16 protein-coding genes are annotated in these 14,818 nt (G+C 64.4%); 14 read left to right on the plus strand and 2 right to left on the minus strand.

What is annotated here, in order from left to right:
- Positions 1–244: 244 nt before the first annotated feature.
- From pilM to ugpQ, 13 genes are all read left to right on the plus strand, one after another.
- Positions 245–1,246, plus strand: coding sequence for a type IV pilus biogenesis protein PilM (gene pilM, locus AWB78_RS25475; RefSeq protein ID WP_062608792.1), 1,002 nt, complete (start codon positions 245–247; stop codon positions 1,244–1,246).
- The gene (locus AWB78_RS25480; RefSeq protein ID WP_062608743.1) at positions 1,243–1,926 is read left to right on the plus strand and encodes a PilN domain-containing protein; all 684 of its coding nucleotides are present in this window, start codon (positions 1,243–1,245) and stop codon (positions 1,924–1,926) included. The genes pilM and AWB78_RS25480 overlap by 4 nt, the downstream gene beginning before the upstream one ends.
- Positions 1,923–2,159, plus strand: a complete 237-nt coding sequence (locus AWB78_RS48495) for a hypothetical protein (RefSeq protein WP_232477876.1) — start codon at positions 1,923–1,925, stop codon at positions 2,157–2,159. Before AWB78_RS25480 ends, AWB78_RS48495 begins: the two co-directional genes overlap by 4 nt.
- The gene (pilO, locus tag AWB78_RS25485) at positions 2,156–2,791 is read left to right on the plus strand and encodes a type 4a pilus biogenesis protein PilO (RefSeq protein WP_232477878.1); all 636 of its coding nucleotides are present in this window, start codon (positions 2,156–2,158) and stop codon (positions 2,789–2,791) included. The genes AWB78_RS48495 and pilO overlap by 4 nt, the downstream gene beginning before the upstream one ends.
- Positions 2,788–4,311, plus strand: a complete 1,524-nt coding sequence (locus tag AWB78_RS25490) for a type IV pilus secretin PilQ (RefSeq protein ID WP_062608744.1) — start codon at positions 2,788–2,790, stop codon at positions 4,309–4,311. Before pilO ends, AWB78_RS25490 begins: the two co-directional genes overlap by 4 nt.
- Positions 4,312–4,405: 94 nt before the next feature.
- Entirely contained in the window at positions 4,406–4,957 is a 552-nt protein-coding gene (locus AWB78_RS25495; RefSeq protein WP_062608745.1) for a shikimate kinase, read from the plus strand.
- The gene (aroB, locus tag AWB78_RS25500; RefSeq protein WP_062608746.1) at positions 4,954–6,042 is read left to right on the plus strand and encodes a 3-dehydroquinate synthase; all 1,089 of its coding nucleotides are present in this window, start codon (positions 4,954–4,956) and stop codon (positions 6,040–6,042) included. Before AWB78_RS25495 ends, aroB begins: the two co-directional genes overlap by 4 nt.
- Positions 6,043–6,086: 44 nt before the next feature.
- Positions 6,087–7,307 carry a deoxyguanosinetriphosphate triphosphohydrolase gene (locus AWB78_RS25505; protein ID WP_062608747.1) on the plus strand — a complete coding sequence of 407 codons (1,221 nt, stop codon included), beginning with the start codon at positions 6,087–6,089 and terminating at the stop codon, positions 7,305–7,307.
- A gap of 44 nt (positions 7,308–7,351) precedes the next feature.
- Positions 7,352–8,677: a sn-glycerol-3-phosphate ABC transporter substrate-binding protein UgpB gene (gene ugpB / locus AWB78_RS25510; RefSeq protein WP_062608748.1), complete on the plus strand. Its 1,326-nt coding sequence runs from the start codon at positions 7,352–7,354 to the stop codon at positions 8,675–8,677.
- 56 nt (positions 8,678–8,733) lie between these two features.
- Positions 8,734–9,618 carry a sn-glycerol-3-phosphate ABC transporter permease UgpA gene (ugpA, locus tag AWB78_RS25515; RefSeq protein WP_062608749.1) on the plus strand — a complete coding sequence of 295 codons (885 nt, stop codon included), beginning with the start codon at positions 8,734–8,736 and terminating at the stop codon, positions 9,616–9,618.
- Positions 9,615–10,460, plus strand: a complete 846-nt coding sequence (gene ugpE, locus AWB78_RS25520) for a sn-glycerol-3-phosphate ABC transporter permease UgpE (RefSeq protein ID WP_062608750.1) — start codon at positions 9,615–9,617, stop codon at positions 10,458–10,460. Before ugpA ends, ugpE begins: the two co-directional genes overlap by 4 nt.
- A gap of 16 nt (positions 10,461–10,476) precedes the next feature.
- Positions 10,477–11,562, plus strand: a complete 1,086-nt coding sequence (locus tag AWB78_RS25525; protein WP_062608751.1) for a sn-glycerol-3-phosphate import ATP-binding protein UgpC — start codon at positions 10,477–10,479, stop codon at positions 11,560–11,562.
- A 14-nt stretch (positions 11,563–11,576) separates the two neighbouring features.
- Positions 11,577–12,332, plus strand: coding sequence for a glycerophosphodiester phosphodiesterase (gene ugpQ, locus AWB78_RS25530; protein WP_062608752.1), 756 nt, complete (start codon positions 11,577–11,579; stop codon positions 12,330–12,332).
- Between the two features lie 5 nt (positions 12,333–12,337).
- Here the strand turns inward: ugpQ and AWB78_RS25535 are convergent, their stop codons facing one another.
- A complete protein-coding gene (locus tag AWB78_RS25535; protein ID WP_062608753.1) occupies positions 12,338–12,715 on the minus strand; it encodes an ElaB/YgaM/YqjD family protein in 378 nt (125 codons plus the stop codon).
- A 296-nt stretch (positions 12,716–13,011) separates the two neighbouring features.
- On the minus strand, positions 13,012–13,737 hold the full coding sequence (locus tag AWB78_RS25540; protein ID WP_062608754.1) for an OmpW/AlkL family protein: 726 nt from the start codon (positions 13,735–13,737) through the stop codon (positions 13,012–13,014).
- Positions 13,738–13,942: 205 nt separating this feature from the next.
- On the opposite strand from AWB78_RS25540, the gene AWB78_RS25545 reads away from it, so the two are divergent.
- Positions 13,943–14,650, plus strand: a complete 708-nt coding sequence (locus AWB78_RS25545) for a transposase (protein ID WP_062608755.1) — start codon at positions 13,943–13,945, stop codon at positions 14,648–14,650.
- The last annotated feature ends 168 nt before the right edge of the window (positions 14,651–14,818 follow it).

Below are 14,818 nucleotides of genomic sequence, written 5' to 3' on the forward strand. Positions count from 1 at the left end.
CACCAAAAACAGTCTCGCGATTATAGCCGCCCGGGGTTTAGGACTTTTCTGGACGCTTACAGCGCGCGGCCGTCACGCTCACTTGCCGCTGTCTTCAAGATACGCGCGATCGGGCGCGGAAGCATCCTTGCAACGCGCGCGTTGGCCGTTCGGCCGAGTGTTCGTCTCCGTCGACGCTCGCGAAAATCCTTCCACATCAGGCGCCCGAATGGTTCGGTGCGCGATCGAATGGAAGGAGTGGGTCATGAGCAAGGAAAACGCGTTGCGCGGCACGATGCTGACCGTCACGCGGCGCTACGCGGCGGGCATCGACGTAGGTGAGGACGCGCTGCGGCTCGCGGTTGTGAGCAGACGATTGAGGGCGAATGCGGCGGTGTGCGTCGAACATCTGGAGTCGGTGGCACTGCCGTCGGGCACCGTGATCGACGGCGATTTCGTCGATCGCGCGGCCATCGTCGCGGCATTGCGCGAAGCTTTTGGGCGCTTGCCCGAAAACGGCGCATGGCGGGCGCTGCGCTGCGCGATGGGCTTGCCTGCATCGGCGACGCTCACGATGCAGATCCCGCTCTCGCGTCTGATGGAATCGAACGAACGCTTTGCGGCCGACATCGGCGGCGATCCGCGCGGCATGCTCGAACCGGCTGTGCTGGCCGAAGCCGAGCGCGCATCGGGCATCGAGTGCGGCGCGCTGGCGGTGGACTGGTCCGTGCAAGCGCGCGAGGACGGTCAGGCGCGGGTCGCGATCGCGGCCACGGCGCGGCGGCATGTCGAGGCGCGCGTCGAGACGGCGGCGGAAGCGGGCATCGCGCTATCGGCCATCGACGGAGAGCCGGCTGCGGCGTTGCGCGCGATGCGCCATGCCGGCTCGGTCGAACTGGATGCCGACGCGCGTTATCTGGTCTGCTGGCTGGAAAACAGCGGCCTGCACGGCTGGCTCGTCGGCTCGCGCGGCATCGAGAACGAGGTGCGATATCCCGCGCCGGAGCATCGGAGCATCGCGGACGCGCTGCACGATCTCGCGGGGCAGGACGCGCCGCTCGACTGCATCTACGTGGGCGGCCAGATCGAACTGCTGGGGCACGCGAGCCTCCCGCTTCCGTTGCTCGGCCAGACCTTCGGCTGCGCGGCGCTGCCGTTCGAGGCCGCGCCTTACTGCAACGGCGCTTCCGATATCCATGCCGCGCACAGGCATTCGCCGCGATTCGCCGCCGCGTTCGGACTGGCATTGCGCGAGGTGATGCAATGAACGCCGCCATGCTCGATGGATTCAACCTGCTTCCGTATCGCGCGCGACGACGCCGCGAAGTGCGGCGGCAGCGGCTCGCGCTGATCGGCGCGGTGAGTCTTGCCGGCTGCGCGGCCGTCGGCGCCGTGGCCGGCTGGGATGCGTTCGAGCGCGCCCGGCTGGACGAGCGGCGCATGGCGCTGGAAGTATCGCTGCGCGCGTCCAGTGCGGGGATCGACGAACATGCGCGGCTCGTTCGCGCGGAAGCCGACCGGCGGCGCGCGCGTGAGGTCGCGCAGCCGCTGGCCTTGCCGCGCGAGCGCTTCGTCGCGCTTCTCGAGGCGCTCGCGGATGCGCCGCCGCAACCCGGTGTCGCGCTTCAACACGTTTCGCAGCGGACGAGCGAGGTCGAGCTCGCGGCGCTCGCGCCCGATTCGCAGGCTGCCGCGCAATGGCTCAAGCGGCTGGAGCGACTGCCTGGCGTGCAGGCGGTGGAAGTGATCGAAATGAAGCGGCGCGCGGATACCTTCACGTCCGGCAAGCGCGGCGCACCGGCGCTGGCAGGAGAGCGTCCGGCGCGTTTCGAGTTCGTCGCGCTCGTGCGTTATGCGCCGGATCATGCGCACGATGATGCGGCGTCGCGCCGGCCGCATCCGATATTGACGGCCAATCGCCCGGCAGCGCAGGGGAAACGCCCATGAGCACGCTTCCGATGAACTTCGCCGCGAAGCGGCACGCGCGCGGTTTGCCGTTCGTCTTTCGGCCGCTCGACGAATGGTCGCGGCGTCGAACCGTTTGCGTCGCGCTTGCAGTGGGCCTGCTCGTGTTCACGGCCGGTCTGCGCGCCTGGCGGATGTCGGATGCGAGCCAGCTCGACGCCAGCCGCGCGGCATGGCGGCGACGCAGGCGAAATCGCTACAGGCCGGCCGCATGATTGCCGAGTTGCCCGATCTGCGGGCGCGGGCGGCGTCGGGCCGCCTGTCCCCCGAGCGCTGGAGCGCCGCCGACGCGTTGCGCGCCGTCGCGGATCTCGCCGCTCAGAACGGGCTGCGCGTCGCGGGCATCGAACCCGTCGCGGCCAAAGGCGGCGATCCGAAGACGCGCGAGCCGATTCCGGAACGCGCGCTCAAGCTGCGCGCGGACGGCACGTTCGCGGAGATGCAACGCTTCCTCGCGGCGCTCGCCGGTCTGCCGCGGCTCGTCGTGCCCGAAAACGTGCAGATCAAACGGCAGGCGGGCGGGCTTGCCATCGAGGCGACGCTGCGCATCTTCGAAACCCTGCCGGCGGTCGCGCCCGCCGCGGCGCCGCGCGCGAACGCGTTCATCGTCGATCCGTTCGGCAGTCCGGACGCCGCTGCGCAGGGCGGCGACATGCTGCTGGTCGGCACCTTCGTGGGCCGCCACCGTGCGATGGCGCTCCTGCAGAGCGGCCGCGATGTCGATGCCTTCACGCCGGGACAGAAGATCGGCGACGAACGGCTCGGACGCGTCATGCCGCGCGTGGTCGAGTTCGCTCGCAACGACGGCTATTCGCGCAAGCTGACGTTCGCGGAGGATCGCCCATGAGCTTCATCGCGCAGCTTCCACGCAGATTCGCGGGGCCGGGCGCGGCGCTTCTGTTGTGCGCGCACGCGGCGCTCGCCGCCGAAAATGCCGATGCGATCATCGCGCCACTGCCTCCGCTGCCGGCATCGTTCGACGGACAACCGGCGGGTCGGCTCGCGCTCGACACGACTCCGCCGCCCGTCGCTCAAAACGCGGACGCCACGCCTGCCGCAAAGCCCGCAGCCGATCCGCCTGATGCGCCCGAGGCGCTGGAAGGCCCGCCGGTGCCCTTGCCGAAGCTCGAACGGCTGAGCAGCGCAGCGCACGAAACGGACAGCGGCAAGCCGATCACGCTCGACCTGAAGAACGCCGACCTGAGCACCGCACTGCAGGCGTTAGCGCGCTTCAGCGGCCTGAACATCGTCGCGAGCGACAAGGTGCGCGGGCAGGTGTCGATGAATCTCGTCGCCGTGCCGTGGCGGCGCGCCTTCGACACTCTGCTCGAAGTGAACGGTCTCGCGATGGAGCAACACGGCAACGTGATCTGGGTCGCGCCGCTCGCCGAGCTTGCCGCGCGCGAGAAGCTTCGTTTCGAAGCGCATGCGCGCGCCGCGGATCTCGAGCCGCTCGCGAGCCGTACGTTCGTGCTGCGCTATTCGCGCGCCGAAGACCTTCGCAAGACGCTGACGGGCACGGGCAGCCAGCGCGTGCTGTCGAAGCGCGGCTCGGCCATCGCCGATGCGCGCACGAACCTGCTCTTCGTCACCGATCTCGATGCGCGCGTCCAGCAGATCGCGGAGCTGGTCGCACTGATCGACAAGCCGACGCCGCAGGTGATGATCGAGGCGAGGATCGTCGAAGGCGAGGCGGGGCTGTCGCGCAATCTCGGCGTCAAGCTGGGCGTCGCGCCGCAAAACGATCCGTCGACCGGGTTCTCGGGCGGCAAGGACGGTGTGGTATACGATCTGTCGGCGGGGCCGATCAACGGTTTCGACGCCGCGACGGCCGGGCTCACCTTGTTCGTCGCGCAGGCGACGCGTCTGCTCAACATCGAGCTGAGCGCGCTGGAGGCCGAAGGGCGCGGGCAGATCGTCTCGCGTCCGCGCGTGGTGACGGCGGACCGCGTGAAGTCCGTCGTCGAGCAGGGCATGGAGGTGCCGTATCAGGCGAAGGTCGGCAACGGCATGTCGGGCGTGCAGTTTCGACGCGCAACGCTCAAACTGGAGGTTGAGCCGCAGATCACGCCGCACGGGCACGTCATTCTCGATCTCGACATCACGAAGGACAGTCTCGGCGAGCAGACGGCGAACGGGCCGGCCATCCATACCAAGCACGTCCAGACGCGTGTGGAAGTGGAAAACGGCGGGACCGTCGCGATCGGCGGAATCTACTCGGACGACGAGCGGCAGGACACCACGGGCGTACCGGCACTGTCGAAACTGCCGCTGATCGGCTGGCTGTTCCGTCATGACGCGCGGCGCAGCTCGAAGAGCGAGCTCGTCATATTGATTACGCCGCATGTGATCGCGTCGGGCGGCTGAGCGCCGCCGGAAGGGCGGCGCGACTCGACAAAGCGGGCGGTTTGCCCTTAAGCTGCCGCACGAACAAATTGCATCGAACTGGAAGGAAACCGAGTTGCAGGAAGGGCACGCGAACGCGAACATATTTTTCGTCGGACTCATGGGGGCGGGTAAAACCACCGTGGGCCGTGCGGTTGCGCGCCGTCTGCAGCGCTCGTTCATCGATTCGGATCACGAGATCGAGGCGCGCACGGGCGCACGCATCCCGGTGATCTGGGAGCTTGAGGGCGAGGCGGGTTTTCGTCAGCGCGAGGCGAGCATCATCGACGAGCTGTCGCAGCGCAGCGGCATCGTGCTCGCAACGGGCGGCGGCGCGGTGCTGCGGCCCGAGAATCGCGAACATCTGAGGAATCGCGGCATCGTCATCTATCTGCGCGCGAACCCGCACGATCTCTGGCAACGCACGCGGCGCGACAAGAATCGCCCGCTGCTGCAGACCGAGGATCCGCGCGGCAAGCTCGAAGCGCTGTTTCAGGCGCGCGATCCGCTTTATCACGAGACCGCACATTTCGTCGTCGAGACCGGGCGGCCGACGGTGAACGCGCTCGTCAACATGGTCTTAATGCAACTAGAGGTGGCCGGCGTCGTTCGGCCTGAATCGTCATGACTACCCCAACGATCACCGTCGATGTCGAACTCGGCGAGCGCGCCTATCCCATCCATATCGGCGCTGGGCTGATCGGCCGCACCGAACTCTTCGCGCCGCATATCAAGGGCGCGTCGGTGGCGATCGTCACGAATTCCACCGTCGATCCGCTCTACGGCGATCAACTGCGCGCGGCACTGGAGCCGCTCGGCAAGAAGGTGACCACCGTCGTGCTGCCGGACGGGGAAGCGCACAAGAACTGGGAAACGCTCAACGAGATCTTCGATGCGCTCCTCACCGGGCGCGCGGATCGCAAGACCACGCTGATCGCGCTCGGCGGCGGTGTCGTCGGCGACATGACCGGTTTCGCGGCGGCGTGCTACATGCGCGGCGTGCCCTTCATCCAGGTTCCGACGACGCTGCTCTCGCAAGTCGATTCATCGGTGGGCGGAAAGACGGGCATCAATCATCCGCTCGGCAAGAACATGATCGGCGCGTTTTATCAGCCGCAGGCGGTCATCGCGGATATCGGCGCGCTGCACACGCTGCCGGAGCGCGAGCTGGCAGCGGGCATCGCGGAAGTCATCAAGACGGCGGCGATCAAGGACGCCGAATTCTTCGACTGGATCGAAGCCAGGATCGACGAGCTCAACAGCCGTGACGACGCCGCCCTCGCCCACGCGGTGAAGCGTTCGTGCGAGATCAAGGCGTCGGTCGTCGCATCGGACGAGCGCGAAGGCGGGCAGCGCGCGATTCTCAATTTCGGCCACACCTTCGGCCATGCGATCGAAGCCGGGCTCGGCTACGGCGAATGGCTGCACGGCGAGGCGGTCGGCTGCGGCATGGTGATGGCGGCGGATCTTTCCGTGCGCCTCGGCAGGCTCGACGAAGCCGCGCGCCAACGCCTCGTGCGCGTGATCGAAGCGGCCAGGCTGCCGGTCACGGCGCCCAAGCTCGGCGACGACCGCTACGTCGATCTGATGAAGGTCGACAAGAAGGCCGAGGCCGGCGAGATCAAGTTCATTCTGCTGACCCGCTTCGGCGCGACCGAGATCACGAGCGCGCCCGATCACGCAGTGCGCGCGACCCTCGCAGCCAGCGTCTGATCCGCGCGAGCGGCGGCGAGAACCACGACGATTCGGAGCAGCCGGTGAGCGAAAAAGAACAGCAACTTCCGCCGGGCGCGCCGTCGACGCTTGCGCTCGAAGCGCATCTCGCGCCGTACGCCGCGCGCTCGTCGCAATCGCGCGGCCGCCGCTATGCCGAAGCACCGCCCGCCGCGCGCACCGAGTTCCAGCGCGACCGCGATCGCATCGTTCATTCGACTGCGTTTCGCCGGCTCGAATACAAGACGCAGGTCTTCGTCAATCACGAAGGCGATCTCTTTCGCACGCGCCTCACGCACAGTCTCGAAGTCGCGCAGATCGCGCGTTCGGTCGCGCGCAATCTGCGGCTGAACGAAGATCTCGTCGAGGCCATCTCGCTCGCGCACGATCTCGGTCACACGCCCTTCGGCCACGCCGGGCAGGACGCGCTGCACGAATGCATGCGCGATCACGGCGGCTTCGAACACAATCTGCAAAGTCTCGCGGTGGTCGACCAACTGGAAGAGCACTACGGCGCGTTCAACGGGCTGAACCTGTGCTTCGAGACACGCGAGGGCATTCTCAAACATTGCTCGCGCGAGAATGCGCGCAAGCTCGGCGATCTCGGCGAGCGCTTTCTCACGGGCAAGCAGCCATCGCTCGAAGCGCAGATCGCGAATGTCGCCGATGAAATCGCGTACAACAATCACGATGTCGATGACGGTCTGCGCTCCGGTCTCATCACGCTCGAACAGCTGTCCGAAGTGAGCGTCTGGCACACGCACTTCGATGCGGCGCGCGGCGAGTATCCGAATATCGAAGGGCGCAGGCTGATTCACGAGACGATCCGTCGCATCATCAATACGCTGATCGTCGATCTGATCGAAGCGACGAGCCGCAATCTCGAACGCGCCGCGCCGCAATCGCTCGACGATGTGCGCAATGCGCCGCCGCTCGTCGCGCACAGCGATGAAGTCGCGGCCCAGGCGGCGCAACTCAAGCGCTTTCTGTTCAAGAACCTCTACCGGCACTATCGCGTGATGCGCATGGCGAACAAGGCGAAGCGTGTCGTGACGGGCCTCTTTGAAGCCTTCACCGACGATCCGCGTCTCTTGCCGCCCGCCTATCAGGCGCGCTTGCCGGTGGCGGAGGAATCCGCGAACGACGCGCCCGCGTCGAGCCACGGCAGCTCGCAGGCGCGGCTCATCGCGCATTACATCGCGGGCATGACCGATCGCTATGCATTGAAGGAGTATCAACGCCTGTTTGTCATCGACAACAACTAAGATCGCGCGTTTCAGGCGCGAATCATCAAAAAGGAGACTCATCGATGAGCTGCAAGCCCTTGTTCCGTTCGATCTCGGCCGCGGCCGTTCTGGCCTTCGGCGCCAGCACCGCGGCGCACGCCGCGACGGAAATCCAGTTCTGGCACGCGATGGAAGCCGCGCTCGGCGAGCGCGTGAACGACATCGCCAACGACTTCAACAAGACGCAGAGCGATTACAAGATCGTCCCGGTGTTCAAGGGCACCTATGACCAGACGCTCGCAGCGGGCATCGCGGCCTATCGCAGCGGCAATGCGCCCGCGATCCTGCAGGTTTACGAAGTCGGCACCGCGACGATGATGCAGGCGAAGAAGGCCGTCGTCCCGGTCTACGATGTGTTCAAGCAGGCCGGCGTGCCGCTCGATGAAAAGGCCTTCGTGCCGACCATTTCCGGCTACTACAGCGACGCGAAGACCGGTCATCTGATCTCGATGCCGTTCAACAGTTCGACGCCCGTTCTCTACTACAACAAGGACGCGTTCAAGAAGGCCGGTCTCGATCCGAATCAGCCGCCGAAAACCTGGGCCGATGTCGAAGCCGACGCGAAGAAGCTGAAGGCCGCGGGTTACACGTGCGGTTATTCGTCGGGCTGGCAGAGCTGGATTCAGCTCGAAAACTACAGCGCGTGGCATGCCGCGCCGTTCGCGACGAAGAACAACGGCTTCGACGGACTCGACGCCAAGCTCGAATTCAACAAGCCGCTGCAGGTCGCGCACATCCAGTTCCTGCAGAAGATGGCGAAGGAAGGCACGTTCACGTACGTCGGCCGCAAGGACGAGCCGGTGTCGAAGTTCTATAGCGGCGATTGCGGCATCATCACCAACTCGTCGGGCTCGCGCGCGACGATCGCGAAGTATGCGAAGTTCGACTACGGCGTCGGCATGATGCCCTACGACGCGAGCGTGAAGGGCGCGCCGCAGAACGCGATCATCGGCGGCGCCAGTCTGTGGGTGCTGTCGGGCAAGGATGCGGCCGCGTACAAGGGCGTCGCGAAGTTCCTCGCCTATTTGTCGACGCCGGAAGTCGCGGCGAAGTGGCATCAGGACACGGGCTATCTGCCGGTCACGCAGGCCGCGTACGAGCTCACGCAGAAGCAGGGCTTCTACGACAAGAACCCCGGCGCGGACATCGCGATCAAGCAGATGATGAACAAGCCGCCGCTGCCGTACACGAAGGGCCTGCGTCTCGGCAACATGCCGCAGATCCGCACGATCGTCGATGAAGAGCTCGAGCAGGTCTGGGCCGACAAGAAGACGCCGCAACAGGCACTCGACGCATCGGTGCAACGCGGCGACGAACTGCTGCGCCGCTTCGAGAAAACCGGCAATTAAAGGCCCGCGCCCGCGCGTTTTCGTTCGTCGCGCGGGCGCCGTTCAGGACATATCGAATGGAAAAACGGTCTCGTTTCGATACGAGCGTCCTGCCGTATCTGCTCGTCGCGCCGCAGCTCGCGATCACCGCGCTGTTCTTTCTCTGGCCCGCGGGCGAAGCGCTCTGGCAAGCCACGCAAAGCCAGGACGCGTTCGGCACGTCGAGCGAATTCGTCGGGCTGGCGAACTTCAAACAGTTGTTCGCCGATCCGCTCTATCTCTCGTCGTTCAGCACGACGATGATCTTCTGCGCGCTCGTCACCGTGTCGGGTCTCGTGATCTCGCTGCTGCTCGCCGCATGCGCCGATCGCGTCACGCGCGGCGCGAAAGCGTATCAGACGCTGCTCATCTGGCCGTATGCGGTCGCGCCCGCGATCGCCGCCGTGCTGTGGTCGTTCCTGTTCAACCCGAGCATCGGGCTCGTGACGTATGCGCTCGCGAAGCAGGGCGTCGTCTGGAATCACGCGCTCAACGGCACGCAGGCGATGTTCCTCGTCGTGCTCGCGTCGGTGTGGAAGCAGGTCAGCTACAACTTCCTGTTCTTCTACGCGGGCTTGCAAGCCATTCCGCAATCGCTGATCGAAGCAGCCGCCATCGATGGCGCCGGTCCCGTGCGGCGCTTCTTCGGCATCGCGCTGCCGCTCCTGTCGCCGACGTCTTTCTTCCTGCTCGTCGTGAACCTGGTCTACGCGTTCTTCGATACCTTCCCCGTCATCGATGCCGCCACCGGCGGCGGTCCCGCGCAATCGACCAAGACGCTCATCTACAAGATCTTCGCAGAAGGCTTTCAGGGGCTCGATATCGGCAGTTCGGGCGCGCAGTCGGTCGTGCTGATGGTGATCGTCGTCGCGTTGACGGTGATCCAGTTCCGCTTCGTCGAACGCAGGGTGCAATACTCATGATCGAAAACCGTCGCGGCTTCGATATCTTCTGTCACGCGGTGCTGATACTCGGCGTCGCGCTGATCGTGTTTCCGGTGTATGTCGCGTTCTGCGCGGCCTCGATGAACTCGAAGGAAGTGTTCAGCGTGCCGCTCTCGCTCGTGCCGAGCTCGCATCTCTTCGAGAACATCGCGCATATCTGGACGCGCGGCAGCGGCAATGCGGCCGCGCCCTTCGGCCGGATGCTGCTCAACAGTCTCGTGATGGCGCTCGTGATTTCGATCGGCAAGATCGCCGTGTCGATCGTCTCCGCGTACGCGATCGTGTTCTTCCGCTTTCCGTTGAAGAACCTCGCGTTCTGGCTGATCTTCATCACGCTGATGCTGCCCGTCGAAGTGCGTATTTTTCCGACGGTGCAGGTCGTCTCGTCGATGCATCTGTCGAACACGTATGCCGGCCTGACGCTGCCGCTGATCGCATCGGCAACGGCCACGTTCCTCTTTCGCCAGTTCTTCATGACGCTGCCCGACGAGCTGATGGAAGCGGCGCGCATCGACGGCGCGGGCCCGTTGCGCTTCTTCTGGGACGTCGTGCTGCCGCTCTCGAAGACGAACATCGCGGCGCTCTTCGTCATCACGTTCATCTACGGCTGGAATCAGTATCTCTGGCCGATTCTCATCACCAACGAGGTGTCGCTGCAGACGGCGGTGGTCGGCATCAAGAGCATGATCGCGTCGGGCGATACCGCGACCGAATGGCACTACGTGATGGCGGCGACGCTGCTCGCGATGCTGCCGCCGCTGGCCGTCGTCCTGACGATGCAGCGCTGGTTCGTGCGCGGACTCGTCGATGCTGAAAAATAACGGAGACCTTGGATAGATGGCTGCGCTGAATCTCAAAGGCGTGAAGAAAACCTATGACGGCTCGCAGTACGTGCTTCACGGCATCGATGTGGCGATCGAAGACGGCGAGTTCGTCGTGATGGTCGGGCCTTCGGGCTGCGGCAAATCCACGTTGCTGCGCATGGTTGCGGGTCTCGAAAGCGTGTCGGAAGGCGCGATCGAGATCGGCGGAAAGGTCGTGAACAAGCTGGAACCGAAGGATCGCGACATCGCGATGGTGTTTCAGAACTACGCGCTTTATCCGCACATGAGCGTCGCGCAGAACATGGCGTATGCGCTGAAGATCGGCGGCGCGGATCGCGCGACGATCGACGCGCGCGTGGCGAACGCCGCGCGTATCCTTGAACTCGAGCATCTGCTCGCGCGCAAGCCGCGCGAACTGTCGGGCGGGCAGCGGCAGCGCGTCGCGATGGGCCGCGCGATCGTGCGCGAGCCGGCGGTGTTCCTGTTCGATGAGCCACTGTCGAATCTCGATGCGAAGCTGCGCGTGCAGATGCGCCTCGAAATTCAGCGCCTGCACGCGCGTCTGGCCACGACGAGCCTTTACGTCACGCACGATCAGATCGAAGCGATGACGCTGGCGCAACGCGTCATCGTGATGAACAAGGGCCACGCGGAGCAGATCGGCGCACCGACCGAAGTGTACGAACGTCCGGCGACGGTGTTCGTCGCGAGCTTCATCGGCTCGCCTGCGATGAATCTGCTCGAAGGCCGTCTGTCCGAAGACGGATCGACATTCGATGTCGCGGGCGACGGACCGAGGCTGCCGGTCGCGGGTGCGAACGGCGTGACGAGCGCGATGCACGGGCGCGAGTGGATCGTCGGCATTCGGCCCGAACACATGACGCCGGGCAATGGCAGCGCACCGGGCGCGACGCTCGATGTCGATTCGGCCGAACTGCTCGGCGCGGACAATCTCGCGCATGGCAAGTGGGGCAAGCACGATGTGGCAGCGCGTTTGCCGCATGAGCATCGGCCGCAGCGCGGCGAGCGGCTCGCCGTATCGTTGCCCGCGAAGCATCTGCATTTCTTCGATCCGGCGACGGGACGGCGCGCGAACTGAATGGAGCACATGCGATGAGAACCTGGCCTTATCCCGCGATCGTCGCGCATCGGGGCGGCGGCAAGCTCGCGCCGGAGAACACGCTCGAGGCCATCGACGTGGGCGCGCGCTTCGGCCACAAGATGATCGAGTTCGACGCGAAACTCTCCGCCGACGACATCGTTTTCCTGCTGCATGACGACGCGGTAGACCGCACGTCGAATGCGCGCGGCGCGGCGAAAGCGATGACCTACGCCCAGTTGAGCGCGCTCGACGCCGGCACGTGGTTCAGCGCCGAATTTGCGCACGCGCGCATGCCGACGCTCGCGCAAGTGTACGAGCGATGCATGAAGCACGGGCTCGCGGCGAATATCGAGATCAAGCCGAGCCAGGGACGCGACGCGGAAACGGGCGTGCTCGTCGCACGCGAGGCGGCGCATTTGTGGGCGGATGCCGAGCCCGCGCCGCTGTTGTCATCGTTTTCATATGCGGCGCTTGCGGCCGCGCGCGATGTCGCGCCGAATCTTCCGCGCGGCATGCTGTACGAGCGCATTCCAGAGAACTGGCGCGCGCGGACCGCGGCGCTATCGTGCGTATCGTTGCACGCGAACCATCGCGCGCTCGACGAAGCGCTCGTCGCGCAGATCAAGGATGCCGGTTTGCGCATTCTCGCCTATACCGTGAACGATCCTGCGCGCGCGCGTCTGCTCGCGCAATGGGGCGTCGATGCGATCTGCACGGATCGCATCGACCTCATTGGCGCGGATTTTCTGGAAGGCGCTTCCGGCTGAAGACCTCAGCGCACGCGGGCGAGCAACACACCCGCGATGAGCGCCAGGCCGCCGACGAGAACAATAGTTTGCCAGGGCCTTTCGTGAATGTAGGCGTCGGCGTCCTCGAACACGGCGCCCGCGCGCTGTCGCAACGCCGCGTGCGTATCGTTCAGACGTGCGCGGGCGCTGTCGAGGCGCTCGCTGATCTGGGCGCGCAACGCCGCGGCATCGGCCGAGGTGCCTTCGGCCAGCGCGCTTTCGAGTTCGCCCAGAAGCGTGCGCAGTTCGGCGCCGATATCCTCGGCTGCTTCGCGGCCATGCCGCGCCATGCGACGCGCGCGGCGGCTCGTCGTGGTCCATGAATCTCCGATGGCGTCTCGCGTGTTAGGCAGTGCGTTCATAGATCGCTCCGTCGATGGATGAGTCGTGGATATGGTCCGCCGGGGTGGCGGGAAACTCATCATGCAGCAAATTCGGTGCCGATGCCGCGATCATGCGCAAACTTCGGTAAGCGCGACCGCGACACCTTTTACACGCGCGCATGCACGTAAGAACTGCAAGCGATTCCTTCTCGTCAAGGTCACATTTACAAGCGCTGTTGAAAAAGAAAACGCCGGCATGGGTGAATCATGCCGGCGTTTTCTTTCTTTTTCGATGACGCTTATTTCGTCGTTACGTGCTTCTCTGCAGCTTGTCTTTAAAAGCGATAGCCTACTCGCAAATACGTGACGATCGGGTTGATCGTGATTTTCGCCTGGGACTGAACGTTGAGGGTGCCGACAGGCGTTTGCGCCTGCGTATTCAGCTTCGCCGTGGCCTTCAAAGGAATGAACGACACGGAAAATCCGGCGAACCAGTGTTCCGTGAAATTGTAAGTTGCGCCGACATTAAAGACGGGCGCCCACGAACTATCCGTGTCGACCGTTGTCGGACCATGCAGAACCGAGCCCTCGAATTGCTGATTGGTGATCTGCGCGTCGGTGTACCAGGTGTGCGTCACGCCAAGGCCGATGTACGGGCGGAACTTCGCCGCAGGAGCATTGAAGAAGTATTTGAACAGCAGGGTGGGGCTCCATTGCTTCGCGCTGCCGAGCGTGCCGTAATGTGAGAGGGTGCCGGTGCCTTTCAGATCGAAGGTCGGCGGAATGCCCATCTCGAGTTCGGCGGCGATATGGTCGGTGGCGAAGTAGCCGACTGTGAAGCCGGCGGTGTCAGCGCTCGAGATACCCGCGCCTGTGCCAGGAACATCGATATTGACCGGAGATCCGCCTACACTTGTTTCTTTGAGCGGACCGCTGCTGTCTTGCGGGGCAAAGTGAAACCAGCCTCCGGTCACATAGATGGATCCGGCAGATTGCGCATGTGCCGCGGTGGATACACACGCTAATGCCGCGATCCCTGTGATGACTTGTTTTATTTTCAATTTGTGCTCCTCCGAAAAAGCACGCTCATTATGAACACAACATTTCACATTAACCATAGCGGTGCCGTAGAGCATTTTCCCTAGGGCAAAGAGCGGCTTCGGAGCCTCGTTGCACGGCACTTGCATGTGATCGTTCACGCTGCCGAAACGGCTCCGAAAGGCCCCCGAACGGGGTAACACAAACGCGACCAACGGAATATCCAGAATGGCACGGCTTGCACGACTCTACGTTCCCGAACAGCCGCAGCATGTCATCCTGCGTGGTCTCGACCAGCAACCCGCCTTCGTCGACGACCAGGACTACGAGCTCTTCATCGACTGCTTGAGGACTGCTTCACGTGATCATCACCTCTCCATCCATGCCTATGCACTGATGCCGCAAGCGGTGCATCTGCTCGTCACGCCGCGCGACGAATCCAGCCTGCCCAAAGCGATGCAGGCCGTGGGACGCCGTTACGTGGCCCACTTCAATCGCCGCTACATGCGGCGCGGCACGCTCTGGGAAGGCCGCTATCGTGCCACGGTCATCGAGGGCGAGCGCTACTTCTTGCTCGCCACGCGCGTCGTCGAGATGGCGCCCGTGCGCGCGCAGCTCGTCGCGGCGCCGCAAGACTACAAGTGGTCCAGCTACCGTCATCACACCGGTCTCACGCTCGATGGCCTCATCACCGACCATCCGCTCTTCTGGTCGCTCGGCAACACGCCGTTCGAACGCCAGCACGCCTACAAGGAGCTGTGTGAACAGCCGCTCGACGAGCGCGAGGCCAACCGTCTCCTGCAGGCGACGCTCAAGGGCTGGGTGCTTGGCAGCGATGCCTATCGCGAATGGGCGTCGCATGCGGCCAACCGCCGGGTCTCGCCGCTGCCGCGCGGACGTCCGCGCAAGGTCCGCGAAACCCCACAGCCCCAATAACGGCCCGAAGCGCCAAAGCTGAAGCAGAAAATGAAACGGCGTCTCGAATTTTCGAGGTTCGCCGTTTCTTTTTGATGCTCGATGTTGTGTCCCCAATATATTTGAATGGCTTTGCACCATATTGATAATTGGTGCCATATCATCAAGTTTTATTTGCCATCTTTTTGA

This window comes from Caballeronia calidae, from assembly GCF_900044055.2.
GTDB lineage: Bacteria > Pseudomonadota > Gammaproteobacteria > Burkholderiales > Burkholderiaceae > Caballeronia > Caballeronia calidae.